Here is a 25,273-nt window from a genome sequence, read left to right as displayed (position 1 = left end):
ATCGCAAATTAAAAAAACATTTAATATCGTTCTATTTTTTCTACACCTATTTGTTTGATTCTGAATACATACACCTGATAAACAATGAAATTTCTTTAAGAACATCAAAGAATATTATGGCACTAAGATTGGTTTAGCTCAAAATAAATCAAATGGTGATTTATGAAACGCTTATCATTATTACTTGTATTTATTAATCTATCTGTATTTGGGCAATGGAATACAGGCGCGGTAAAACTCGGTTACTTCAATCCATCGGCATCAGATGGCGGTTTTATATTAGGGATTGAAGGCGGCAAACATGTTGACAAATTCTTTAGCTGGAACTGGAGCCTTGATTGGTTTAGCAGAAATTATGTTGATAAAAAACTTGTGACTGAATTAAATTACTATTATCCCGGCGCACTCGGTGAGGTTAATGAATTAAGGGCTTCAACTAATATTCATGATTTTCCTTTAATGTTCGGTTTAACAGCACGCTTTCCAACATCTAATCATTCACAATTTTATGCCGCTGGTTTTATGGGTGCTGAATTGTTAATTATTAATTATCGAAATTTTCAAGATCCAATGGATGATGAATTTGAAGCAGCGTTTGACTTTAACTGGCGTGTAACAATTGGTGCAGCGGTTGCCATTAGTCCCCGCTCGGAGTTGTTTGGTGAAATAACTTATCATAGATCGCATCCAAGTTGGACTTACAAAGATGACAGATTTGATTTTCCAGCTACTGTTTTGGAAAGATCATATAATATGAGTGGATTTATGAGTAGAATTGGTATAAGATTTTTTTATTAGTAATCTTCAGCAGTCTTAACAATTCTTTTTGGTATTTATAAAGATAACTCAGTTAAAAGTCAGTGGGTTTGTTTTATTACAATTATCCTCTGTTTTCAAACCTGTCTCAATCCTTTTTCGGCTGATTGTCTAAACTGTTTCGTTCTGTGATATTGCTTTTCAGATCTTTCTACTTCAGCTGTAATCTCTGTGCTCAGATAAATATATATACAGCAGGCAACAAGTTTTAATCTTCTGTTAGTTATAGAAATTGTTATTGAGTTCTCAAAATTGAGGTCTTGAAGTGTGAAGAATATGGTTACTTCCTACCAAGTTATTAGTATAATTATTTTATTAGCTGCAAATTCAAAAATGAAAATATCCACATTAACTCTTGTATCGTAATCATCAGTTTAGTTTATTTACAACAAGGCAAATGTATATCCAATTATAAATTATTAAGACTGGCTTTATTTTTTTATTTCGGTAAGACAAAAGAGTTTGATCTGCAATTAAATGGAATCCACATTTATGAGGTTTTAAATTTATTCCTTTTTGAATTCACAACTGTCATAAAAAAAATAACAAAATATAATTCTTACTGTTAGCTTAAAAATCTCTAAAAGGTTTTATATAATTATTCAGGTACGTGCACTAAGAAATACTCTTTTGCTGTCTCGCCGATTGATTTTGCTTCATTCAATGTCATGTGTATTCCATCAGGAGTATCTTCATCGTGTCCTGCCTCAATAATTGCCAGGTCTGCTCCTTTTGCTTGTTTTACAAGTTCGAGACAATATGCAGTATCGCCACCATAACAGATATTCTTTTTTTCAAAAGTAAATTTAAAACCAAGTGAAGGTACCTGTCTTGTTGTTTTCTTATCAAATAAATACTCTTTATGGACTACCGGGAATGGGGTCACTTTCACTTTGTTTGTGACAAAAGGCTTGCTTTTATCAATCTCATTTAGTTTTATTTTGTAAGGCAGATCATCTCCATACACTTTTTTAAATGCATTGTGTATATGTAAAATCTCAATACATCCTTTGGGAAAATGAATCGTAAGCAGAGATGTTTTATTCATAACACGCAGATATGTCAATAAAGACCAAACACCTCCAACATGATCGTGATGTCCGTGTGTAATAAAAATGTCTGATACTTGTAATATCTGATTTGGCTTTAGTTCTTTATTAAGGTCTCTTAATATACCATCACCCGGATCAACTATAAAAAAGGTTTCAGATGCTTTAACAAGTATTCCTGTTGCAATATTCGGTATCGAACAGAAAATCTTTATTGAAAAATTATCTTTGCTCCAGCTTATTGGATATTTAATTTTTTTCATAGTCTAAGGTGTGTTTGTTTATAAGATTATTTCTTCGTGCGGCAGTCTTTTTTATTCTTACATCTGGCAAAAATATTAAAGGAATAGCTATCCAATTCATAACCCAGTTTCTCGCTGATCTCTTTAGGCATTATGTTTAATCTTGGATCCGAAAACTCAACTATCTTTCCGCAGTCAACACAAATCAGATGATCGTGGGTTTGGCGTTTGTAATTGCTTTCATATCTTGTAATATTGTCACCAAAATTACGCTTACTTAAAAGATCACAATGTGCTAAAAGTTCCAAGGTGTTGTAAACTGTTGCTCGAGACACCTTGGATTTTGATGTCTTTAGTTTAATAAAAAGATCATCAGCTCCAAAATGTCCTTCATGTTCAAGTGCTTCATCAAGGACTTCAAATCTTTCAGGTGTTATCCGGTTTTTACCTTTTTTTAAAAATTCCCTGAATACCTCTGCTGCTTTTTCGTTTCTCACTTTTTTAACTCAATTATTATCATAAAAGAATACTTTAATGCTGCTTTAATATCAGACATATTATTTACCTAAGCAATACCTGCATATCTTAATACATTAACAGTAAAAAATGTAAGTATGTACGCGGTTGAAGTAAATATCACAATCTGTAAAATGGGAATTCTCCATCCGCCTGTTTCTTTTCTTGAAACAGCAACCGTTGACAAACACTGCAATGCAAACATAAAAAAAACAATTAACCCCAAAGTAGTAGCCGGAGTAAATAACTGCTCACCTGTCTCTTCAATTTTTGCATTTCTCATTGCTGAAATCATTGATGCCCGAATATCACCACTGTCTGTTACTTTGAAGATTAATACTAAGGAACTAACAAATACTTCCCTAGCTGCAAATGCTGAAATCAATGCAACACCAACTCTCCAGTCCATTCCTAAAGGAGTCATAACCGGCTGGATAAATTTACCCATATCTGCAGCGTAGGATGTTGCAAGTCTTTCTGATTTTATCATCTGTTCAATTTCTTCATTATTTAATCCTGCTTCGTCTATAACCGGGCTATGATTCGGGAAATAAGTAAGAAACCAAATCATCATTGATAAAACCATTATTACAGGGCCAGCTCTTAGGATATACTGCTTTGCGTTATCATAAGAATTTCTGATTACGACTCTTGCTTTTGGCATTCTATAAGCAGGTAGCTCTAATATAAAGGAAGAATTATCTTCTGCTTTAATTAATCTTTTATTGAATTTATTTATAATTGCTGCAATTATCAACGAAGCAATCGTGCTGGCAATATATATAATTGCTAATACGATACCACCTATCCATAATTTATCTGACGGTGTTAAGAATGCAATTAATAATGCATATATAGGCAAACGGGCGCTGCAGCTCATTAATGGTATTATGAAAATAGTAAGCAGCCTTTCTCTCCGGTTAGAAATTGTACGTGCAGAAAGTATTGCTGGGATTGCACAAGCGAATCCTGATAGCATTGGAACAAATGATTTACCATTCAATCCAATTTTTGATAAAGGTTTATCAATTAACATTGCACCACGAGCTAAATATCCTGTATCCTCTAATAAACCAAGTATTAAGAATAATATTAAAATCTGCGGCAAAAATACTAACACTGAACCTGTGCCGCTTATAATTCCATCAGCAATTAAATCACCGTACCATGTGTCACCAAAATACTCTGCAGTAATTGAAGAGAGCCATCCAAAAAACCCATCTATCCAATTCATAAATGGATCAGCAGCCCAAAAAATAGATGTAAACATCAATGACATAATTAGAAAGAAAAATATTAATCCCAAGCGTTTATCAAGCAGATATTTATCTATCTTCAATGTTAATTCATCAGGCTGATTATTCCCCGATCTTAATGTTGGGTTTAATATCTTAAGACTTTTGTTAGCATTCAGCAAATTCTTTTCTGATAAAGCCGGCAGGGGAGTTATTACCTTTTTTTCAATTTCCTCAATATCAGAATATAGCTTTAACAACTGCTCTTTTCCAGCATTTTCAAAAATCTTTTTCGGTACTTTTTCTATAGTCTGATTATTCGATTTTGATGCAGAACCATTATCACCAGTTTTATGTTTCAACTGATTCACTAATTCATCTATTCCGGCACCTGTTCTACCATTTACTTTAATTACATTGCATCCAAGTTCTTCTGAAAGTTTTTTCTCATCAACCTTAAACCCTCTTTTTTCCATAATGTCGTTCATTGTTAGCACAACTATTACATCAAAACCAGATGAAATAAGCTGCATAGATAATAATAAATGCCGTGATATCTGACTTGCATCAACAGTAGTTATTACCAAATTCGGTGAACCATAAATTGGATGATGGTAAAGAGAGTTTACAGAAATTTCTTCGTCAGGAGAATTTGGATTTAAACTAATTATGCCAGGTGAATCAAGTATATCTGCATTTATATCAAATCTACTTTGTATTTTACCAATTGAATATTCAACTGTAGAGCCGGGATAGTTTACTGTCTTTAAATTTTTTCCACTTAGTAAATTAAAAAGAGTTGTTTTACCGGAGTTTGGCGGACCTACTAATGTTATTAACTGCAGCTTAACTGCTGAGTCATTATTCATCACACTCTCAGGATAAAATTATACAATCAGCTTCTTGTTTCCTTATTGCAATTAAAGTTCCTCTTAAAGAAAAGGCTAATGGATCATTAAATGCAGATGAGTTTATTAATTGTATTTCCTGACCTGGAGTAAAACCGATTTCTAATATTCTTCTAAATGACGGATGTGTATTATCTATATCAGATATAATCCCTTTTTCACCGAAATTTAATTTTGAAGCTGTTTTCATAAGTTCTTGCAAATTATTTAGATTAAGTCTATATAAAGATAGATAATACTTTTCTCACTGTCAAGTAGATGTGAAGTTGCTGATCTAGGAATTAGGTTAATGCAGGTTGGAGATTGATCAGCAGCTTATGAACATTAATTATTTATAAATGGTTATTATTTGTCATTTGACTAACTACACATTATATAATGATTACTCAATTGCAATCATATATTTAAGTTAAATCTCAATTTAAATATCTTTTTTTAATATTTGATTTTTCCACATTCAGACAAAAATTTCTTCTTATGTAAAATAAATTACCTGAAATAATTTTTTACATACCAATTAACCATTGATTGTATCAGGTAGAATATTCATGCAAAAAGTATATTAACAGAAAATAATTTTGTTGAAAATAAGTTTTCTTCTTTTTTATTTGTTAAACAAGGTTTTATGCGTCACTTTTGACACCCTATAATTATTTCACCTGTATATTTTACTTCTAAATTCAAATTATCAACTAAGCTTATTTCTGTCTAAATCATGGCACTAATATTGAAAATCTTTGATAGAAAATTTATCAATAATTTGTTAGTCGGAGAATAATGATGGAAATTGCAAAATTAGCTTTTCTTGAAACCTATACACTTAATGATAATGGCGGAGTGATGGGAGCCATTCTTGTAACTGATGCAGAAACAAAACCGCTGGAATTCAGGGTTACAGCACCAATAAAGCCTACCAGCTTTCAGAAAACATTATACGGTGATGTTTTATTAGAACATATTTTGGTTGAATTAATATCTGTACCTTTGCTAAATGCTGTTAATGAACAAATAGATCTGATAATTGTGAAAGATCCGCTATTTCTCGGTGCTAACCAGAAACAGGGAATAAGAGTTATTCGTCTTCTTTCTGATGAAAAACAGAAATCAATCAGTAATACTGCACTTGAGGCACTCAATACTCCTATGAACGGAGCAGCAAAAGGTTTTATCGAAACTTCAAAAAAGTTTGCTGAAGAACTAAAGGGTATTAAAGCAAGTCTGGAAAAAATATCAGAATCACGCAACTTATCTGAACCATTCGAAAGGCTTAAAGCTGCTTGCGAACAGGTACAGCTACAGCGCACTAACGATTAAGTATCAATATGATCCGGACAGCACGATCTAAAATAGCGTCTAAAGTTGCTAAGATAGATCTTACAGATGATTTCCATTTTGCAAAATGGCTTAGACCTCCGCGTATTAAAAACCATGAGGTAAAAGCTCTTTACTATTCTGAAGTGCTGGATGGCTTTGAAGTTGAACAGCTTAAATTACCTAACTCACTTAAATTAAAATTCAAGCTTGATATCCTTGATATACCTGCTTTAAAACAAAAATATCTACTGGAACATCCAAGAGCTTATCTGATATTTTTTGGTCTTACAAAACCTCAATTGTTTACTCTTAAAGAAAGATTGCTTGATGAAGTAAAGATTTACAGTCTCAACTCTCAACTTCCTCAGATTCCTAAGGTAGTTGATCAGTCTTCTTTATTTATAGGTGAGCAGACAAAAGTATTGGATCAATCACCTTTGTTTATTGTAAGTAAATCAGAGACAAGTGATAAGTCAGACACATTTATTTTACAGTCTGTCCCGCATTCAAATCCCGATTTCGAAATTGAAGAGAAACCAATAAAGGAAGTTCCATATTTGATTTCACTACCGGAGGTTAAAGATTATCTGGCTGATCTGATTCCAGAAGTTTTTAATATTGATCTGCTTAGTGTCGAACAATTTGAAGAGTCGCTTTCTATATCTGATGATCTGAATAATTCATATATATCGTTGCCCGATGTCGCACAAATTAAAGTGCCCGGTATTGATGATATTATTAACAGTACAGCAGTTTCACATTTTATTCCGTTTGATTATCTGATTCCTGCAGATGTGCAGTTTTATTCGCCGTCTTTCGATATACCTCATCCGGTATTTAAAGTGCGAATAGATTTACCCAGAACAATAGTCAAAAAAGTTGTAGTCAAACAAAAGAATTTTGATCCTGTAATTATTGATGCCCTTAATGATGAGCGGATTACAGAGGGTACAAAAAATATTATTAACAGTCTTCTATCTTCTTATCGGGAATTAAGCTGGACAGATTTTTCATCTTCACTTAATCAACTTGATCCTTATGATATAAGTCAGGGTGAATTTCTAACATCCAATCCCTTTGCAGTATTGTGTGATGAACTGGGCTGCGAAAAATTTAATTCTGTTGCTGCTTCGCTTTCATACTTATTCAAGAAGGGCAGTATTAAATCTATTCTTCTTATAAGTGAGAAGAACAGATTTAAAGAATTCTGGTCATATTCATTTAAACAGTTTACACGAGAATTAAAGATAAAAAAATATGAACCCGGTACAACAAGAAAAGTTAAAGGGGCATCTGTTATCTGGTTTGCAGATATTGATGATCTTGGTAGATCAGAGCTAAAGGATTTTGATAAAATTGATCTGGTTTTATTTGATGAACTAATCAATTATCGTTATGCATCTCAGCAGATAGATCAGATTATTACCCATATTGAACCAACTTATATTTGGTTTTTATCTGCAATTAATAATCAGAAAGCGCTTAAAAAACATCTTGAGGAATTACCTTTCACACAAAAAATAGAATTAGCTTTTTTTGGTAATACGATTAAAGATCTAAGGAAAGGAAAACATACTGCTTTAATAAAAGATATTTGGTTATCACCAGATGAAATGCAGTTATTTGAATACAATGAAGCAATAACTCAAGCGAAGGAAGAACTTAATACTCTGTTTGACAGCCCGAATCCAATCAGGTTTCAGAGTAATATATTTACAATCATTCACAAACTAAAACAGATACTCAATTTCTCCTCATTCCGGAATATAAGTCCAAAAGCCAATCTGTTAACTGAACAACTAAATGCTGTTCATAGCAACAAGAAAAAAGCTGTTGTGTTTACTCAGTACGATGAGAATGGAATGAAAAAATTAGAGAAGGTTTTTGATGCGAATAATGTAAGATTTGTTGTCGGACGTAATGGTATGTCTGCAGAGGACCTTAAAAACTCACTCGATAATTTTTACGACAGAAGCGATGTAACCGTTCTGCTGACAAATCTGAAACCATCTCGATTAAAACTTAATCTTTCCAAAGTATCATATATATTTAATTTTGATCTGTGGTGGAATCCTGTTACTGTATGGCAAAATGATGATGAAATTGGTATAAATGATCCAGCTGCATCTTCAGTGGTAATGTACAATTATAACATCCGTCAAACATTTGAAGAAGATCTGCTTTATGTACTTGAAGAAAAAGGTTTTTCAAACAGATATCTTTTTGATAATATAAAAAGTGAAACATTATCAGAATTAATTACGCCTGATGACTGGCTTACTATTTTCGGTATGAATGATGGTTACAAAAAGTCACTTAACAATGATCGTAATAAAGTGCTTAATAAACTACAATCAATTGATCTTAGCGGATACAAAGCAATAATGAAGTATTTTTTCAGTTTCCTCGGCTACCGCGATATTACAATTATGGATATTGATGATGAACCTATGTTTTATATTATCGGTAAAGCACGTAAAGGATCTACACCGGTTAATCTGCATTGTAAATGTCTGCTTACAACCAATGTTAGAAAAGAAGACTATGAAGAAGTAGTCCATTTTAAACCAGCAGCAAATGAGATTAAAAGGAAATTTATCATTACTAACGGAGAATTTAACGAACGTATCACTAACGGCACAATGTATATTGACGGCAGAGAGCTTGCAAATTTAATTATAACTCTGGATCTTAAAGCACAACTTACAAGAAAAAAAGCCGGGTAGCTGATCAAAAGGGGATAGGGGAGATTGGAGATGGCTTTAAAGTAATTAAGTCATTGGGTCATTTGTGGTCATTTAATCGTAAAACTTCTTACTTCTGACTTCTTTCCTCTCACCTCAAGCCCTGTAAACTCACCTAACCTCTCTTGAAAAGAGAGGTATAGCGCAGAAGGAAAAAGTCATTAGGTCATTGGTGGTCATTTATTGTTTTTTTACTTATTGCTTCTAACTATTTGAACTCACCTAACCTCTCTTGAAAAGAGAGGGATAGGGCAGAAGGAAAAAGTCATTAGGTCATTTTTAGTCATTGATTATCCTTGTTCCGGTCTTTACTCTATATTTAACTCACAGCAAATAGATAAAACAGATTTAACAGATCAGTAAATAATTGTTATTCTTTAGTCAGAATTATTGCTGAATTTCTCTAATTCATCCAGATCGGCGATATCTTTTTTTCGATTACTTGCCTTTTTGTTCTTTATCAAATCAGATTTAGAAATAAAATTTGCAAAAACTTTTCCAAATTGAAATGTTTCTTTGTTTTTAAATGCGCTCAAAAAATCAACTCCATCAATTTCATTAATTATATCAATTCTAACAGGTGATACACCGAGTTGAATCATCCTGCCTTTTGTAGTGAAATCATTTTCTTTAATACCTGTGCTTTCAAATCCAAATTCACTGATAACTTTTATAAGCAGTTTTGCATTATTAAGGGTATTATTTATAAATATATCAATATCACCAGTGTTTCTTGGACGGGCATATAATGCAAGAGCATAAGCACCTATAATCATATATTCAACATTAAACTTGTTTAATAATTCTATAAACTCTTCGAAGTCTTTTTCTGCTTTCAGCATACTCTTCCTCTTTGTTGTATAATGTAATATATTGTTCTCTCAGTATTTGAATAATCGATAATTTTTCAGCGTAAGATTTGTTATTCCAGAATTTTATTTCTTCTGTTTCTGCTTCGCTTCTATATATTATTTTTGCTTCTTTAACCATTTTAATGCTCTTTTATACAAAAATAAACTTTTATTTAAATAGTTAACAGCTAATAGTTATTGCAGGCTAGAGCGGACTATTTTAATAATTAAGATATGAAATAAGTCATACGTTGGAATAGAGTTAAGGTTATTGGGTCATTTGTAGTCATTTAATCGTAAAACTTCTTACTTCTGACTTCTTTCCTCAAGCCTCTCGCCTCAAGCCCTATAAACTCACCTAACCTCTCTTGAAAAGAGAGGGATAGGGCAAACACAAGTCGGTAGGTCATTGGTGGTCATTTATTGTTTTACTTCTTGCTTCTAATCATTTGAACTCACCTAACCTCTCTTACAAAAAAAGGACAGAGCAAAGGAGAAAGTCATTAGGTCATTGGTGGTCATTTATTGTTTTACTTCTTGCTTCTAATCATTTGAACTCACCTAACCTCTCTTGCAAAGAGAGGGACAGGACAAATACAAGTCATTAGGTCATTGGTGGTCATTTATTGTTTTACTTCTTGCTTCTAACCATTTGAACTCACCTAACCTCTCTTACAAAAAAAGGACAGAGCAAAGGAAAAAGTCATTAGGTCATTGGTGGTCATTTATTGTTTTTCTTCTTGCTTCTAATCATTTGAACTCACCTAACCTCTCTTACAAAAAAAAAGGACAGAGCAAAGGAAAAAGTCATTAGGTCATTGGTGGTCATTTATTGTTTTTACTTCTTGCTTCTAACCATTTGAACTCACCTAACCTCTTTTGAAAAGAGAGGGATAGAACAAAAAGAAAAGTCATTAGGTCATTAGTGGTCATTTATTGTTTTTTATTTCTTGCTTCTAATCATTTGAACTCACCTAACCTCTCTTACAAAAAATGACAGAGCAAAGGAAAAGTCATTAGGTCATTTGTAGTCATTTATTATTTTTACTTATTGCTTCTAATCATTTGAACTCACCTAACCTCTCTTACAAAAAAAAAGGACAGAGCAAAGGAAAAAGTCATTAGGTCATTGGTGGTCATTTATTGTTTTTACTTATAGCTTCTCGCTTATCAATTACTTGCCCTAATTGTTTTTCTATTACATTGTAATTTCTGAATTCTAAATCGTAAATTGCCACACACAATTTTCAGGATCATAAAAACAATGCCTACTGCAGTAGTAACAGGCGGTTCAGGATTTCTTGGCTCGCATTTATGTGATAGATTAATTAAAGAAGGATTTTCAGTTATCTGTATTGATAATCTGCTTACAGGTAGTATTGGTAACATAGAGCATCTTTATAGTAGCTCTAAGTTCACTTTTATCAATCACGATGTAACAAATTATATTCACATAACTGTTGATGTTGATTATATCCTTCACTTCGCTTCTCCTGCAAGCCCGCTTGATTATCAGCAGCTTCCTATAGAAACTCTTAAAGTCGGTTCAATGGGTACACTAAATGCGCTTGGACTTGCAAAGAAAAAAGGTGCGCGTTTTCTGCTCGCTTCTACTTCTGAAGTTTATGGTGACCCTCTTTCTCATCCACAGAAAGAAGATTACTGGGGAAATGTAAATCCAATTGGTCCACGCGGAGTATATGACGAAGCAAAGCGATTTGCAGAAGCTCTTACAATGGCTTATAACCGCACTCATAACATAAGCACTTGTATTGCACGAATATTTAATACTTACGGTCCACGAATGCGGGTTAATGATGGAAGAGCAATTCCTGCTTTTTTTATACAGGCAATTAACAATCAGCCTGTTACAATCTTTGGTGACGGCAGCCAGACCCGCAGTTTTATTTATATTGAAGATCAGGTGGAAGGTATTATAAAGTTGTTAATGTCTGATGTAACCGAGCCGGTTAATATCGGTAACCCTGAAGAAATTAGTGTTAAAAAAATGGCAAAGGAGATTATCAACCTTACAAATTCATCAAGTGAATTGGTTTTCAAAGATCTACCGGTTGATGATCCGCGTGTTAGACAACCAGATATATCCCGCGCAAAAGCTTTATTGAATTGGCAGCCAGTAATTTCTTTGCAAAAAGGTCTTCAGCTAACCTATGAGTATTTTAAAAGTTTCAAGTGAAGTGATGATAGGTATTAAATTCATTTACTCATTCAAATTAGCTGCATTAGTTATATCAATCTTTATCAATTGCTCAAACTGAAATTTCCACAGAATATTGATCACTTTTAATTTTTTATTTTGTATATCTACCTGCATTTTGCACCTGACAATTATTAATTCTTATATTCGATCTTGTAAATGCAAAAATTACTAACTGCAAAAAATATTGCATCCTATCTTTTACTGACACTATTGCTGCTTAATTTCTCTGTTGCAGGGATATCAAATTCCACAGTATCTGCTTTGATACTTAAAATATTATCCTCTTCAATTTTATTGGCGGTCTTTTTTATTCACATCAGACAAAATAATGAATCGTTACTGGTCTTTTTAAAATCAAAAAATATTAAGCGTCTAAGTAAAATTCTTTTGGTTATTGTATTTTATCTTATAGTTACAATACTATACTCTTTAAATCCAAAATACGGTACACACAAAGTGATTAACATACTTGTAAGTATTATCCCAAATATGCTGGTAACATATTATCTCATTACAAGCAGAAGCAGGGAGTATTTGTCATACTTTTTACACATAATTATAGCGGGATTTTTATTCACACTTTTAAGCATTATAATTCTTCAGCCATTTGATCATTCAACTGTATATCAGTTTTCGCCGTTAAGATGGAGCCACGTTTTTATTGCGAGAACGATTTCATTTTTAACATTGATAGTTTTTCTGATTTTGCTGACAGCAAAAGAAATAAAAAAAATATTATTCTACTACCTGATATTTATTATTGGATTTTCGATTACTTATCTCACTGGTTTACGATCTGCTATCATCGGAATAATTATCTTTTCAGCTTTTGGTTTTTTATGGCAACTTTTAAGGAAAAGGATTACTATCAATCATTTATATAGTGTTATTCTGATGATAATATTTTTAATAGCACTTGTATATATTGCACCTGAACAGTTTGAAACAGGGCAGCGTCTTCAGAATTTGTTAAGGATTGATGACGGTGAATTTGGAGGTGATGGCGCAATCTTAAGCAGAATTCAAACTTATACTTTAAGCTTGCAGATGATAAAAGATAAACCAATCCTTGGATGGGGACTTGGATCATTTAATGGATTTAATAATCTTCATTGGACTACATTGCAGAAATATCCGCATAATATTGTTCTGGAACTTCTATCAGAAACAGGTGCCGTAGGTTTGCTGCTATTTATGTTTGTGTGCTTTTTAATTTTGAAAAATTTATTCAACAACAAATATTTAATTTTCAATCAAAGTCTATCAATCAGAATATTCCTGGTTATTACTTTTCTCTTTTCACTTTTTATGGCGATGTTTTCGAAAGATATCAGTACTCAGAGTTTTTTATGGCTGTTTTTGATTTTTTTGTGACAAAGATTAATTGCAAAGTATTTGAACGCACCTAACCTCTCTTACAAAAAAAAGGACAGGGCAAAGGATAAAGTCATTGAGTCATTGGGTTATTGATAGTCATTCAATCGTAAAACTACTTACTTCTGAGTTCTGACTCCTTAGTTCTGAGTTCTAGCTTCTAGCCTCTTACCTCTCACTAACAATACTTTAATATTTCTTCTAAACATCTGCCGGCGGTTCGACCATCCCATAATGCAGGTCTCTCAGGTCTTCTGGATTCTTTAAGTGTTCGGAAAAACTCTTCTCTGATACGATCTATATCGTTACCAACTAAAACACTCGCTCCGCCGTACTCACGTAATGTAACAGGTCTTTCAGTGTTCCACCTTAATGTTAAGCAGGGTGTACCAAGAACTGTGCATTCTTCCTGTAAACCGCCGCTGTCTGTAAGCATTATTTTAGCGTGCTTATTAAGTTTAAGCATATCGTGATAACCTAAGGGATTTACTAAAAATATATCCGGCACCTGAATAAGCTTATTCCATAAATTAAATAATTTAAGTTGTTTTTCTGTCCTTGGATGAATTGCCCAGATAACAGGCAGAACATCTGAAATCTCTTTTGAGATAAAACCGACTAAAGAAGTTAATATTTCTTTATCATCAACATTCGATGGTCTGTGCAAAGTGATAACTGCATAGTTATCCTGAGTAATAGATACTTCTTTCAGGTTGGAAATAATATTGGATTTAACAATCTGCTTTACATCAAGTTCATCAGATTTTGCCCGGTTATTCTCCAGTGTGTCTATCATAATATTTCCAACAAAGCGAATTGATGAATCAGGAATCCCTTCTTTCTTAAGATTCTCGACTGATAATAAATCAGGAGTTAATAGTAAATCAGCAAGCCTGTCGGTTACAAGTCTGTTAATCTCTTCGGGCATTTTCAGATCACCGCTGCGTAAACCTGCTTCAATATGACAAACTTTAATAAGTAATTTTTTAGCTGTAATCGAGGCTGCTAAAGTTGCGTTAACATCACCATAAATAATTACCCAATCCGGTTTTTCCTTCTGAAAAACTTTTTCTAATTCAATCATTGAATTGCCGACCTGCTCAGCATGTGAACCTGATCCTATACCAAGATTTATATCAGCTTCAGGAATGTTCAAATCATTAAAAAATTTTTGAGACATAAGATCATCATAATGCTGACCTGTATGAACCAGCAGATGAAAAATCTGTTCACGGTTAGTTTTTAACGATTCCAGATTATACCGGTTGATTTCAAAAATGAACGGTGCAACTTTCATAAAATTTGGTCGTGCACCTACTACACTTATTATTTTCATATATGTTTAAAGTTAAATTATCAATTAGTCAGAAAGTATAAATAATACCGAAAGAAACACCTGGCAAAATATCTTCATCACCCTGATAAATCTTCCAGCCAATTATTGACGCAATATCTAAAGATACTTCAATGGATTCTGAAATAGAATAATTGTTTTGTATTCCAATGTTTATACAACCTTGTAACTTATTCAGTAAAATATTATTGAAGATGCCCAGGCTTGTATGTATCAGAAGATTCCAATCTTTATTATTCCTCGAATTAACAGCTAGATTTATAAGATTAATTGAAGAGCCGAGATAGACAAAACTATAGTTATGTTTCGACTCATCAGCTATATAATTAAAATAAAACCCCTTGATACCAATATGAAATGCAAGAAGCGGAGATATTCGTCTCCCAAAGGTGATATTAATTAAAGGTGAATAATTGGAACTAACAAAATCTTCATCCTTTATACCTGACATCTGAGCACCGACACTGGCACTAATAAACCATTTGTTAGCGGAATCAGATAGAGATTCAAATTCAGTCTGAGAATGAAGCTCAGTAACTGATAGTAAAAAAAATAAATTTATAATAAAAAATCTTAACACTCTATTTTAGTAATGCTGATAAAAACTAGTATAATTTTTCTATTTGATTAATTCTTTTTATTGTACTCTCAAAATCCAATCCAATAATTTCTAAATACCATTTTATACTCTCATATCTAGTTTTATTTTCTTCATTAACTAGGTTAAGGGCAGTAGCTCGGTCAAGCATACCTTCTCTTATTTGATTACTCCTGAAAGTATCAAATTCACTGAAACCGGCAACAGTATAATAATTGTAATTATAAAAAGCTGCTGTGCCATCACCAATACGCCAGGTTGTGTTTGTATCAATTGACTTTTCCCATTTATACTCATTAATTATAAGATCTTCAACCTCATTTTCATCCCATCTGTAATAATCAAACATATGATAATAATGTCCTTTTTTTACCAAATACCTTGATAAAAACGAACCAAAAGTATCTATCATAGATCCATTAATATAAGACGGATTTGTAAGCAAATTTTTTCCGACATAGCTAAATAATCTTATCTGATTTTTAACTGATAAAGAGTAGATGGTTTTTTTATTAAAGCAGGGTGGAACATTGCAAAAACCAACTTTAAAGTCTGTATTCTCTAATGGATTAATACCCCAAAAATTTAAGTCAACATTGTTTTGTTTCTTAATCTTTTCAGTGTAGTAAAAAAAATACTTATCTCCAGCCATAAATAGTGGTATCATACCAAGTTCTGGTTTTTTTAACCATGCTACTATATTCTTTCTAATATTTTTTCGCTTCGATCTAATATCAGCTGAGACAATGATATTTTCTACGCCCATTTTACCGGTTACACGTGCGATATTTCTTCTAGCCAAATCAGTTACCATTCCCCAATCGTATGTAAATGCAATGGGATTCATTTTTAAAATGTTTTTGACTATGTGAAGTGTATAAGTACTGTCTCTTCCTCCGCTGAAAGGGACAAGACAATCTGGTTTTCCATTTTTATTTCTATATGGTTCTACCAGTTCTTTTAGTTCTTCAATCGGCTTTGGCTGATTTTTCTTTACATAGTTATTGCAAATATTACATACACCGTTTTTATCAAACTCTATAAAAGGAAATGTTTCCGGCAGGATACACTTTGTGCATCGTTTAAGTTTTGAGATACTGCTAATATTATATTCGAGGAGTTTTTTCTCTGAGTTTGCTTGAATACTGTTGGTAAATTTTCCAGAATCTAAAACTGCATGAAGTTGATGTTTATGAGGGTGATAGTTAGATATCTTTATATCAAATATTTCATTACTATTTTCAGGAAGCTTAAGTTCTGTATCCTGCGCTAAATCAAAACCATGGATTTTAAATTCATTATAGCTGACTATAAATCCATTATTAGCAGAAACCTGTTCTATCGTAAGATCGTTGTTAGTAAGCTTATTATTTTTATTGACAAGCCGGTTTAATATATTTTTTTCAGATGCATAAATAAATATGTCTTTCTGATTTGTTAAAACATATAAAGAGCCGTTGTTAGTATATACTACAAATTCATTTCTATCAGCAATCATAAACCCGGTTGAAACAGTACCGAAAAGTTCACTATTTGTATGTCTGATAGCCGTAATACTATTATTGAGGTTAGTTAAATGATAGCTGAACAGTGAATAAATAACTTCAGTATCAATATTATATTTCTTCTTTAATTCAGGATATTTACTCCACAATTCAGATTCATTAACAATAATACCATTATGTACCCCTACAATTCTATTTTTAACTACCGGTTGATTATTATCATCTTCTAATTGGGTACCGTTTGTTACCAATCTTGCATGACCTAGTGCCGCAAATATCTTATTTGAGTTATTGTTATTCTCATAAATTATTTTTTGTCTAAAGTTTTTATAATCATTGGTTTGTAGTAAGTTATCAATTGATACAGGACCGCGTAGTACTTCTATACTTTTTGTAGATTCAAATCTGTAGGCTAATCCGGATGAATCTTTACCTCTAACTTGTGATAGCTTAGCTAAATCTTCAAGTATCTTTACTAAAGTCTTTTTATTGTAACTATCTTCTTTTGCTATTAAACCAAATATTCCGCACATATAAGTTTCTATTTAATTGAATTGTACAATTTCTTATATCTATGTGCTATGATATCCAAACGATATTCATTTTTTAACTTTTCAAATGCTTTCACTGATTTTGTTTCCATTGTTGAATAATTTTCTAAAGCCCAGTGTATCTTATTTGCGAGATCTTGGTGGTCCTTATTTCTAAAAAATAAAACTTCACTCTCATTAAATATGGCTTTATTTGAAGCGATATCGCTTGCGATAATAGGGGTTTTACACGATGCCGCTTCAAGAAGCATCATAGACATTGCCTCAAAGAGAGATGGAAAAATAAATAATTTTGCATTATTTATATATTTTAACAATTCTTTCTTGTCTTTTATCAGACCAAGAAATTCAATATCTAAATTTTTTGCGCTCAATAATATTTTTGACCTGTAAGATTTTATCTGATCTAGATCGCCTGCAATCTTTATTTTAATTGGTACATTAATCAATTTTACTGCATCTAATAAAATATCCAAACCCTTAATCTCATATATTCTTGCTGCCGCAAAAAATAAATAATCATCTTGAGGCTTCACCTTATTTTCTAGTAATGTAATGCCATTTGGAATATAAATAACATCTTTGTGATATTTATTTTTAAGATCTTGAGCATCGATGGATGATACAGAGATAATTAAATTAGAATATTTCATATTCAATTTCTCAGATAACCGGAAGAATGAATTAATAAAGCGATTGAATTTTGGATCAGTTTTATTAAAGAAGACACCGTGAAATGTGGTAATAACTTTATTTTTTATTCTTAAGAATGGAGTAATAAACCCACTCTCTGAATGATGAAGGTGAATTAAATCAAATTTATTTACAAATAAACAATAAAGCAATGATTTTAAATAATAAGCAAATGTAGTTAAAGCATTTTTCTTGCGCCCTTTGAAGACAATTTGATTTATACCATTATAATTACCTGTTTTAAGATCTGTGTATGGTTGAGTACTAAGAACTGTAAATTCAAATTGATCTTTTAATTGCGTAATAATGTTTTCACCGACTGAGGCTGCACCACCAAAGGCAGGTAAACCTTTTAGACCTATTACGGCTATTTTAGGCTTTGAATTCATTTTCAATTAGATTGATATATCGTTTTCTGAATATTTCAGATGAAAAATTCTTACTGATAAACTCATAACTTTTCTTTCCCATTGATGTACGCATATCAGAGTTAGAACAAAGTAATAATAGTTTTTCAGCGATAGAACTTAAGTTTTTTATCGGTAATAAAAATCCATTTTCACCATCAACAACTATTTGGTTATTATCTCCAACATCTGTTGCAATTATCGGAAGAGAATATGACATCGCTTCGAGTATAGAATTCGACATACCTTCAAATAATGACGTGCTAAGATATACATTGCTTGTACGATAATATAAGCTAACATTTGTTGGATTTTCAATAACCTTAACTATTTCTTGCAATGACAATAATTTAATTTTTTTCAGAATCTGTTTTTTCAATTTACCATATCCAACTATATAATATTCTAATTTTATTGATCTAGGAATTTTTTCGCTAATTGACTTAATAATTAAAAGTGAAGTAAAATAATCCTTTGATTTATCAAATCGCGCAACAGTCAATATTCTGATCGCTTTATCATCTGTGTGATTTATTGATTCTGGTATAGGTTCAACGCTATTTGGAATAACTACAATTTTTGAATAACTAAAACCATTGTTAACTAAGTAATTTTTCGCTGCATAACTATTCGTAATGGTTTTAGTATGAAGAAATAGGTGCAATATTTTCTGGACAAATAATTTTATTAAAGGCAATCTGGCGCTTCTTATACCCCCATAAATGAATTCAATACCTGCTAACCGACCGCAAATACCACTTATTAAATTACCTTTAAGCAGATAAGAAAAAACCATATCAATTTCATTGTCTCTAAATATTCTAAATAATGCAATTATCTTTTTTAATAAATTTCCTTTGATAAGGATAAGGTTAATATTATTAAATTTTATAAAATCTAAGTATTCTTTCTCAACTTGATCACCGTATAACACTATTAGAAAAATATTATATCTATCCTTTAGATTATTAACTAATAATAGACTTTGCTTTTCTGCACCACCTTTTAAAAGCGTATTACTAATTACTGCAATATTCATTTAATTAGTTTGTTATTAAGTTTTGAAATGAATGCAAATAGATAAAAAAGTGATTTCCACATAAAAGATTTAATGAAATTATTTTCAAAAGATTTAATTTTCATCCCATAAATACGACTTCCTGAATATGTTACATCAATTCCACCATTCTTGTTTAAACTTTCATAATAAATTGGACTGATGCGTGATATTCTTGAACAAGGTTTAGAAGGATTATTCTTAATTTTCCTTCTTGATTGCTTTGATAAGTCCTTGGCTGCAGTGGTCATTTTATAACCAATTATTTTTGATAATTCTATGCCAACTTTAGTGCCACTGCCACCGGGCCAGCATAAAAAATTAACTTTCTTTTTAAGTCGATTTTCTAAAATATTTTTACTTGAAGTTAATTCATGTTTTATTCTTTCATAATATTCATTTTCAGTTTCAACACAATCAATAATTTCATTGTTTGCTCTATATTCTTCTACCTTTTGATATAAAATATTTTGCCAATCTGTATTACCAAAAAATAATTTACCTCCATTTTCTCTTACAAATGTAAGAAGAAAATCTTTCAATTTATCATCAGGGAAATATCTTGGAGCACTTAAACTTTTTGAATATTTATAAACGGGTGCACCTAATTCAATTAATTTCTTATCATCAGTTTGAAGATAAGGCTTTTTATCTATGTTATCGTTCCATGTCATCCAAATGTAATTATCGTCTGGATGACGAAAATCAACAATCTCGTTTGAAATAGGATACCAGGTATGAGTTAAAGCATGTGATTGAAAATCAAAAATATTATCTGCAAACATCTCTTCGATTTCTTCCCAAGATAAAAAACCATCAGTCTCAAGTTTAGATATGTCATCTGTTTGATCAAATTGTTTCCGTTTAATAAGTCGTGGATCGACAAATTCAGGATTAATAAATATGGTACCTTTTAATCCATATTTTTTTAACAAAGGATAGGCAAACACATAATTATCCAAGTAACCATCATCAAAAGTTAATACTATTGGTTTATCTGGCAAAGTCTTACCAGCGTAAATAAAACTATATAAATCGTCAAGGTGAATTGTTGTATAGCCATTATTTTTAATCCACTGCATTTGATCTTCAAAAATCATCCATGGACATGTCAAAAAATTCCAATGCCATTTTTTATTTGGTATGCCAACACTATGATACATAATTACTGGAATATTTTTGTTACTCATTATTTTCAAGAATAGTTAAATATTGGGTTAACATTACTTCATAATTATAGTTCTCGATAAATGTACGTTTTGCATTAGCACGAATAGTTTCTTCGCTTTCACTTTTAATTGAGTACGCAATTATTTCTGCAAGATTCCTGGCATCACCAGTTTTAAATAAGTAACCGTTAAACCCATTTTGGATTATATTATTAATACCTGGTGAGTCCGAGCCAATTACTGTTAAGTTATTAAACAATGCCTCAAGCAAAGACAATGGAGTACCCTCGTATTCTGATGAAATGATAAAATAATCACTTGCAGTATAATATAGCGGGACAATTGTGCGTTCAATAATTCCTTTAATGATAACTCTTTCAGATAATTTATTGTCCAATGTGAAATTGATCAATTCTTCTTTTAGTGGGCCATCACCTATCATAAATAAATAAATATTATGTTCTTGCAAAAAACTTAATCCAAGTATGCTTAGTGCTTCTAGGATAGTCTTTGGATCCTTTAGCTTTTTTAGGGATCCAACGTATAAGAATACAAGACTATTTGGTAGTAAATTTAACTCCATTTTAGATTCATTTTTTGATTTGGTTTGAACGCTAAATGGAATTAATGGTGGTATATAAAGTACTTTTTTGGATGTCCTTAGTTTATATTCATCACATATTCGATTTGAGATACCAATAATTTCATGTGCGTATTTGAATAATTTCTTATGTGGTGTTTTAAAAATCCACTTTGACAAACCACCACCATGAATAATGATTATATAATTTATATCGAACAATTGTTTTAATAATGGATATGGCCACCAATTAATCCATTTTGATCTACTGTATGTCAATATTAATGTTGGATGTTTTGATTTTAGGGTTATGATTTTAATAAATGCAAATATTGAAAAAAATATTCCAGCTGGTTTAATGTTTGGGATTTTAAAGAATCCAATGTTATCATAGATTTTAGGTCGTTTATATTGGCTCACGCAATAAACATTTAGAAATCTGGAAAGTGACAACATCAAATAATAGTTGAATATTTCTGTACCTCCAACATCAAAAGGGTATAGGTTCCCACAAATGAATATTAAATCTTTAGATTTTTTTTTGTGCGTAAAATTTGTCATACAAGTAAAATAAAAAACCTGCCGGAAATGATACTAAAATAAGTATCTTACTTAGAATAGGTTTTATTCCTTTAATTTCTATTTTTTTGCAATGAAGCGACCAACGTGTATATAGTATACTATGGATAAAGAACTCATATGGATTTTTCTCGAAATAATCTATATGTTCATTAAGTATATACATATGTGAAATTTTTTTTGAATACGCATTAGGTAATTTTCTTTTTGATAAACCATCAGAATGATATCTAACAATTTTTAATGGCTTATTTATGTATCTAGTTTTGTATTTTTTTGCAATCTCTCCAAAAATTGTAATTTCAGGATAGTAATTTAATTTCATTGAAGGTACAGGATATTTATATTGCTTGCGTATTTTGGTTAATTGACATCCCCACTTATCACCTTTTATTTTAAACTTATAATACATTTCAATAGGATCTGAATCAATAATATCTTCCGGGAAAGCATCACCAATAACTTTTCCCTCTGGATCAATACATAATCCTGTGACTGCAGAAAAATATGGTTTTACAACTTCAGGTATGTCCTCGTAAGTTGATATCAGTAAAGACAGTGCATTGTTTAGTGGTAAATCATCATCATCTAGTGGTAAAAAGAAAATCCCATTTGCTAAATCTAAAGCTTTGTTAGTGGCAGCATGTTTACCTTTATGTTCTTGGTAAATGTATTTGATACTAATTTTATTTTCTTCCACAAAATTTTCAATTATTTTTTGAGTGTTATCAGAAGAACCATCATCTATAATCAGCCATTCAAAACTTTTAAAAGTCTGGTTTAATAAAGCTTCGTAAAGCTTGGGTAGAAATTTTGCACGATTGAATGTTGCTGTAAAAACTGAAAACGTAGGTTGCGTAAACATAATCAGACTAGTCAATTATTAATTTTTGAAATAACGAAACGGTACTTACCATTTGAACTTGTGTTTATATTTGCAACTTCATTAATAGTTACTTCCATATCTATACCTAATTTACTTTTTAATTCAACTGTCAGTTTATTCCTTTCAAATTTGTCAAATTTATCATCACATATAATGTTAAAAATAATTGTGCCTGGTTGTTCCTGTAACACTTGAAATTTAAGTATCCCTTTCACTTTATTTCTTAAAAGTGTAAAATAATTACCGGAAACTCTATTTCCGTTTGTTCCAATAATTAAATCAAACGTTCTACCTTCCACTGATGTAAGTAACGGCGTTTGCCTCCCGCACTTGCAATTATCCTTTGAAAATATTCCAATATCACCGATTCTGTATCTAACAAAGGGGAAAATATAATTTTCTAAATCAGTTATTATTATTTCACCTAATTCACCAGGCTGGGTCTGTTCAAGTCTTTCATTTATTATTTCTAAGAATATCCGATCAGTGTGTATATGTAATCCCTGTTGTTCCTGGCATTCACTGGCTATCACTCCAAACTCTCTGCTGCCGTATCTTCTTAATACTTTACATTGAAAAACCTCTTGAATCGTTGCCTTTTGAAAATCGTACAAGGTTTCTCCTCCTATTACAATGACTCGAGGATAATGCACTAGTCCCCCCTTACTTCTGATATAATTTGAAATAAAATCAAGTGTAGATGGGTAAGCTGAAATCAGCACAGGTTTAAATAAATTTATTGTGTTAATTATCTCGGTTAAATCGTCATTTGTTAAGTAATACGAAGACAAAATTTTAGTATTAAATAAAAATTTTGAATGTGCGATTTTTCGCGACAGTTTTTTATTGATGTCTCTTTCGGCACCCCAAATTATCAGTCGTGGTTCGCCTAATTCCCATCCTGAAAATGAATCTCCGAATTCAGCGTATGCCATACGTCTATATCTTAATTTTACATCACTGAAAAATTTTAGAGTTTCACCTGTTGAGCCACTTGTTGAATCTAATATAAATCTTGAAGCAGAGTAGCTCGGATTTTTAAGATTTATAAAATTGCTCCTAATAATTTCTTTAGTCAAAAAAGGCAAATTAAAGAAGTTATCCTCCTTTATATTTAATGATCTATAATACGGAACTTCTTCTCTGATAATCTCCCAGAAATGTACTAATTTATCTTTTGAAGATTTTTTTTGATCCTCTCCAAATTTTATGGCCTGATATTCATTAAAAAATTTTGAAGTGAATAATTTAAAAAGTAGTGCGTTTTTCATTGGCAATTCAATGATTATTATTTGATACGATCTTACTGTTCGGATACAAGCGCAATGGTAACAAAGTTGCATATAATAGTGCGTAGTAAATTATTCCGATATCGCTCACAAAAGAAGTAATAAATAGATAAGGGATTGCTATGAATAGAAAATCAATAGTGCTAAATAATTTTTTCCCACTATTATATATTTTCCAATAACTCAAGAGAAATAGAAAAAGTGCAATAAGCCCGGCATTATAAATAACTTGAATATAAAAATTATGTGCCGCATAATATGCATTATTCCAAGTGATCATTATATCCTTGTCAGTACCTCGAAGATATATTAGCGGATTCTTCTCAAAAAATGCAAAATATAAAATCCATTTTCCAATCCTGTTTGCTCCGGTCTGTGTATCTAGCTGTAATCCGGATAACAAAACTCGCTCAAAAAGTATCACCCAAAATGAAAAAGTTGAAACTACAGTAAGTAGTAAAAAAAATAATACTTTACCTTTGATTTTCACTTTTGTTTTTCTCAACATGAATAATAAAAAAACTGTTGTTAATGCAAAAAATGCAGTCCGTGATCCTGTTAATGCTAATGCAAATAATGAAGTACAAATTAATGTAAACAAAATGTAATTATTATAGTATTGATATTTTAAGATTAGATATCCAATACTCATTGCAAAAAAAACACCTAACGTATTTGTGTCACCATCAGCCATAATACCAGCAAATCTGTCAAATGTCATTTCTGAAATAACTATACCGGTGGATTTTAGACCTAGATCGGGCAAAATTGGACTAATAAATGTAAAAATGGACATATTTACTATACCATAAGTTACTGCAATTGAAATTTCATTTTTAATTATTGGACTTTTTTTAATTATCAGAATTAGAGGTACCAACAAAGCTATTATTCCAATCACTTTCATTGTAGCTAAATCACTGTTATATGTATCTCCGATACCCCAAATTGCATTTTTAATAGCAGTGTATGTTTGGTAAATAGTTAGCACAAAAAGTAAAGCAATTATACTATTAAGATATTTCTTCTCGACTTTGTCTTTTCCATTAAACTTGATTAATAATAATGGTATCATTACAAAGAAAGACAAAATCTGTTTTAGTCCTAATACACCGCCTATATAAATCTCTCTTGGGAAAATCCCGTTTGTTGGTAAAAAAACTATTGTTAAAAAAATAATATATTTATTATTAATAAAAGTGAGTATAACTAATCCAAATATTAGTAAATACAGTGCGTACTGATGCTTACCAATAACTGAAAAAGAAATTATGAGAGCGACACTAAGTATATAGAGTAAAAAATAATTTTTGTTAGAATCCATAAATCTATCGT

21 protein-coding genes are annotated in these 25,273 nt (G+C 31.4%); 5 read left to right on the top strand and 16 right to left on the bottom strand.

Features of this window, described 5'->3' with window-relative positions; all coding sequences use genetic code 11:
• The first annotated feature begins 162 nt into the window (after positions 1 to 162).
• Entirely contained in the window at positions 163 to 798 is a 636-nt protein-coding gene (locus ROY99_11885; GenBank protein ID MDT3697076.1) for a hypothetical protein, read from the top strand.
• Positions 799 to 1,414: 616 nt separating this feature from the next.
• Here the strand turns inward: ROY99_11885 and ROY99_11880 are convergent.
• From ROY99_11880 to ROY99_11865, 4 genes are all read right to left on the bottom strand, one after another.
• Positions 1,415 to 2,128: an MBL fold metallo-hydrolase gene (locus ROY99_11880; GenBank protein MDT3697075.1), complete on the bottom strand. Its 714-nt coding sequence runs from the start codon at positions 2,126 to 2,128 to the stop codon at positions 1,415 to 1,417.
• 26 nt (positions 2,129 to 2,154) lie between these two features.
• Entirely contained in the window at positions 2,155 to 2,604 is a 450-nt protein-coding gene (locus ROY99_11875; GenBank protein MDT3697074.1) for a transcriptional repressor, read from the bottom strand.
• A 68-nt stretch (positions 2,605 to 2,672) separates the two neighbouring features.
• Positions 2,673 to 4,727: a ferrous iron transport protein B gene (feoB, locus tag ROY99_11870; protein MDT3697073.1), complete on the bottom strand. Its 2,055-nt coding sequence runs from the start codon at positions 4,725 to 4,727 to the stop codon at positions 2,673 to 2,675.
• Between the two features lie 7 nt (positions 4,728 to 4,734).
• On the bottom strand, positions 4,735 to 4,956 hold the full coding sequence (locus ROY99_11865) for a ferrous iron transport protein A (protein ID MDT3697072.1): 222 nt from the start codon (positions 4,954 to 4,956) through the stop codon (positions 4,735 to 4,737).
• A 590-nt stretch (positions 4,957 to 5,546) separates the two neighbouring features.
• Here ROY99_11865 and ROY99_11860 point away from each other — a divergent pair.
• Together ROY99_11860 and ROY99_11855 are read left to right on the top strand one after the other, a co-directional pair.
• A complete protein-coding gene (locus ROY99_11860) occupies positions 5,547 to 6,080 on the top strand; it encodes a hypothetical protein (GenBank protein MDT3697071.1) in 534 nt (177 codons plus the stop codon).
• Between the two features lie 8 nt (positions 6,081 to 6,088).
• Positions 6,089 to 8,806, top strand: a complete 2,718-nt coding sequence (locus ROY99_11855; protein MDT3697070.1) for a C-terminal helicase domain-containing protein — start codon at positions 6,089 to 6,091, stop codon at positions 8,804 to 8,806.
• Between the two features lie 395 nt (positions 8,807 to 9,201).
• Here the strand turns inward: ROY99_11855 and ROY99_11850 are convergent, their stop codons facing one another.
• Positions 9,202 to 9,666, bottom strand: coding sequence for a nucleotidyltransferase (locus ROY99_11850; GenBank protein ID MDT3697069.1), 465 nt, complete (start codon positions 9,664 to 9,666; stop codon positions 9,202 to 9,204).
• Positions 9,611 to 9,814: a hypothetical protein gene (locus tag ROY99_11845; protein ID MDT3697068.1), complete on the bottom strand. Its 204-nt coding sequence runs from the start codon at positions 9,812 to 9,814 to the stop codon at positions 9,611 to 9,613. Before ROY99_11845 ends, ROY99_11850 begins: the two co-directional genes overlap by 56 nt.
• 1,125 nt (positions 9,815 to 10,939) lie before the next feature.
• On the opposite strand from ROY99_11845, the gene ROY99_11840 reads away from it, so the two are divergent.
• Together ROY99_11840 and ROY99_11835 are read left to right on the top strand one after the other, a co-directional pair.
• On the top strand, positions 10,940 to 11,872 hold the full coding sequence (locus ROY99_11840; protein MDT3697067.1) for a UDP-glucuronic acid decarboxylase family protein: 933 nt from the start codon (positions 10,940 to 10,942) through the stop codon (positions 11,870 to 11,872).
• A gap of 180 nt (positions 11,873 to 12,052) precedes the next feature.
• Complete coding sequence (locus ROY99_11835) at positions 12,053 to 13,270, top strand: O-antigen ligase family protein (protein MDT3697066.1); 1,218 nt, start codon at positions 12,053 to 12,055, stop codon at positions 13,268 to 13,270.
• Positions 13,271 to 13,448: 178 nt separating this feature from the next.
• Here ROY99_11835 and wecB read toward each other — a convergent pair whose 3' ends face one another.
• From wecB to ROY99_11785, 10 genes are all read right to left on the bottom strand, one after another.
• Positions 13,449 to 14,606: a UDP-N-acetylglucosamine 2-epimerase (non-hydrolyzing) gene (gene wecB / locus ROY99_11830; protein MDT3697065.1), complete on the bottom strand. Its 1,158-nt coding sequence runs from the start codon at positions 14,604 to 14,606 to the stop codon at positions 13,449 to 13,451.
• A gap of 28 nt (positions 14,607 to 14,634) precedes the next feature.
• On the bottom strand, positions 14,635 to 15,075 hold the full coding sequence (locus ROY99_11825; protein MDT3697064.1) for a hypothetical protein: 441 nt from the start codon (positions 15,073 to 15,075) through the stop codon (positions 14,635 to 14,637).
• 154 nt (positions 15,076 to 15,229) lie between these two features.
• Entirely contained in the window at positions 15,230 to 17,260 is a 2,031-nt protein-coding gene (locus ROY99_11820; GenBank protein ID MDT3697063.1) for a hypothetical protein, read from the bottom strand.
• An 8-nt stretch (positions 17,261 to 17,268) separates the two neighbouring features.
• Entirely contained in the window at positions 17,269 to 18,360 is a 1,092-nt protein-coding gene (locus ROY99_11815) for a glycosyltransferase family 4 protein (protein MDT3697062.1), read from the bottom strand.
• Positions 18,344 to 19,417, bottom strand: a complete 1,074-nt coding sequence (locus ROY99_11810) for a glycosyltransferase (protein MDT3697061.1) — start codon at positions 19,415 to 19,417, stop codon at positions 18,344 to 18,346. The genes ROY99_11815 and ROY99_11810 overlap by 17 nt, the downstream gene beginning before the upstream one ends.
• Entirely contained in the window at positions 19,414 to 20,625 is a 1,212-nt protein-coding gene (locus ROY99_11805) for a polysaccharide deacetylase family protein (GenBank protein ID MDT3697060.1), read from the bottom strand. Before ROY99_11805 ends, ROY99_11810 begins: the two co-directional genes overlap by 4 nt.
• Entirely contained in the window at positions 20,618 to 21,463 is an 846-nt protein-coding gene (locus tag ROY99_11800) for a glycosyltransferase family 4 protein (protein MDT3697059.1), read from the bottom strand. The genes ROY99_11805 and ROY99_11800 overlap by 8 nt, the downstream gene beginning before the upstream one ends.
• 250 nt (positions 21,464 to 21,713) lie before the next feature.
• A complete protein-coding gene (locus ROY99_11795) occupies positions 21,714 to 22,643 on the bottom strand; it encodes a glycosyltransferase family A protein (GenBank protein ID MDT3697058.1) in 930 nt (309 codons plus the stop codon).
• Positions 22,640 to 23,920: a hypothetical protein gene (locus ROY99_11790; protein ID MDT3697057.1), complete on the bottom strand. Its 1,281-nt coding sequence runs from the start codon at positions 23,918 to 23,920 to the stop codon at positions 22,640 to 22,642. The genes ROY99_11795 and ROY99_11790 overlap by 4 nt, the downstream gene beginning before the upstream one ends.
• A gap of 7 nt (positions 23,921 to 23,927) precedes the next feature.
• Positions 23,928 to 25,262: an O-antigen ligase family protein gene (locus ROY99_11785; protein MDT3697056.1), complete on the bottom strand. Its 1,335-nt coding sequence runs from the start codon at positions 25,260 to 25,262 to the stop codon at positions 23,928 to 23,930.
• Positions 25,263 to 25,273 lie beyond the last annotated feature (11 nt).

The sequence above is a fragment of the Ignavibacterium sp. genome (genome assembly GCA_032027145.1).
In the GTDB taxonomy this organism is placed as follows: Bacteria; Bacteroidota; Ignavibacteria; order Ignavibacteriales; family Ignavibacteriaceae; genus IGN3.
The sequence above is the reverse complement of the archived record's forward strand: the minus strand, read 5'-3'. Positions and strand labels throughout refer to the sequence as shown.

Coding starts and splice junctions, on each gene's coding strand:
- ROY99_11805 (MDT3697060.1), bottom strand. CDS start 20,625: ATGAGTAACAAAAATATTCCAGTAATTATGTATCATAGTGTTGGCATA.
- ROY99_11785 (MDT3697056.1), bottom strand. CDS start 25,262: ATGGATTCTAACAAAAATTATTTTTTACTCTATATACTTAGTGTCGCT.
- ROY99_11810 (MDT3697061.1), bottom strand. CDS start 19,417: ATGAATATTGCAGTAATTAGTAATACGCTTTTAAAAGGTGGTGCAGAA.
- ROY99_11790 (MDT3697057.1), bottom strand. CDS start 23,920: ATGAAAAACGCACTACTTTTTAAATTATTCACTTCAAAATTTTTTAAT.
- ROY99_11860 (MDT3697071.1), top strand. CDS start 5,547: ATGGAAATTGCAAAATTAGCTTTTCTTGAAACCTATACACTTAATGAT.
- ROY99_11815 (MDT3697062.1), bottom strand. CDS start 18,360: ATGAATTCAAAGCCTAAAATAGCCGTAATAGGTCTAAAAGGTTTACCT.
- ROY99_11825 (MDT3697064.1), bottom strand. CDS start 15,075: ATGTCAGGTATAAAGGATGAAGATTTTGTTAGTTCCAATTATTCACCT.
- ROY99_11865 (MDT3697072.1), bottom strand. CDS start 4,956: ATGAAAACAGCTTCAAAATTAAATTTCGGTGAAAAAGGGATTATATCT.
- ROY99_11840 (MDT3697067.1), top strand. CDS start 10,940: ATGCCTACTGCAGTAGTAACAGGCGGTTCAGGATTTCTTGGCTCGCAT.
- ROY99_11850 (MDT3697069.1), bottom strand. CDS start 9,666: ATGCTGAAAGCAGAAAAAGACTTCGAAGAGTTTATAGAATTATTAAAC.
- ROY99_11845 (MDT3697068.1), bottom strand. CDS start 9,814: ATGGTTAAAGAAGCAAAAATAATATATAGAAGCGAAGCAGAAACAGAA.
- feoB (MDT3697073.1), bottom strand. CDS start 4,727: ATGAATAATGACTCAGCAGTTAAGCTGCAGTTAATAACATTAGTAGGT.
- ROY99_11855 (MDT3697070.1), top strand. CDS start 6,089: ATGATCCGGACAGCACGATCTAAAATAGCGTCTAAAGTTGCTAAGATA.
- ROY99_11820 (MDT3697063.1), bottom strand. CDS start 17,260: ATGTGCGGAATATTTGGTTTAATAGCAAAAGAAGATAGTTACAATAAA.
- wecB (MDT3697065.1), bottom strand. CDS start 14,606: ATGAAAATAATAAGTGTAGTAGGTGCACGACCAAATTTTATGAAAGTT.
- ROY99_11880 (MDT3697075.1), bottom strand. CDS start 2,128: ATGAAAAAAATTAAATATCCAATAAGCTGGAGCAAAGATAATTTTTCA.
- ROY99_11835 (MDT3697066.1), top strand. CDS start 12,053: ATGCAAAAATTACTAACTGCAAAAAATATTGCATCCTATCTTTTACTG.
- ROY99_11885 (MDT3697076.1), top strand. CDS start 163: ATGAAACGCTTATCATTATTACTTGTATTTATTAATCTATCTGTATTT.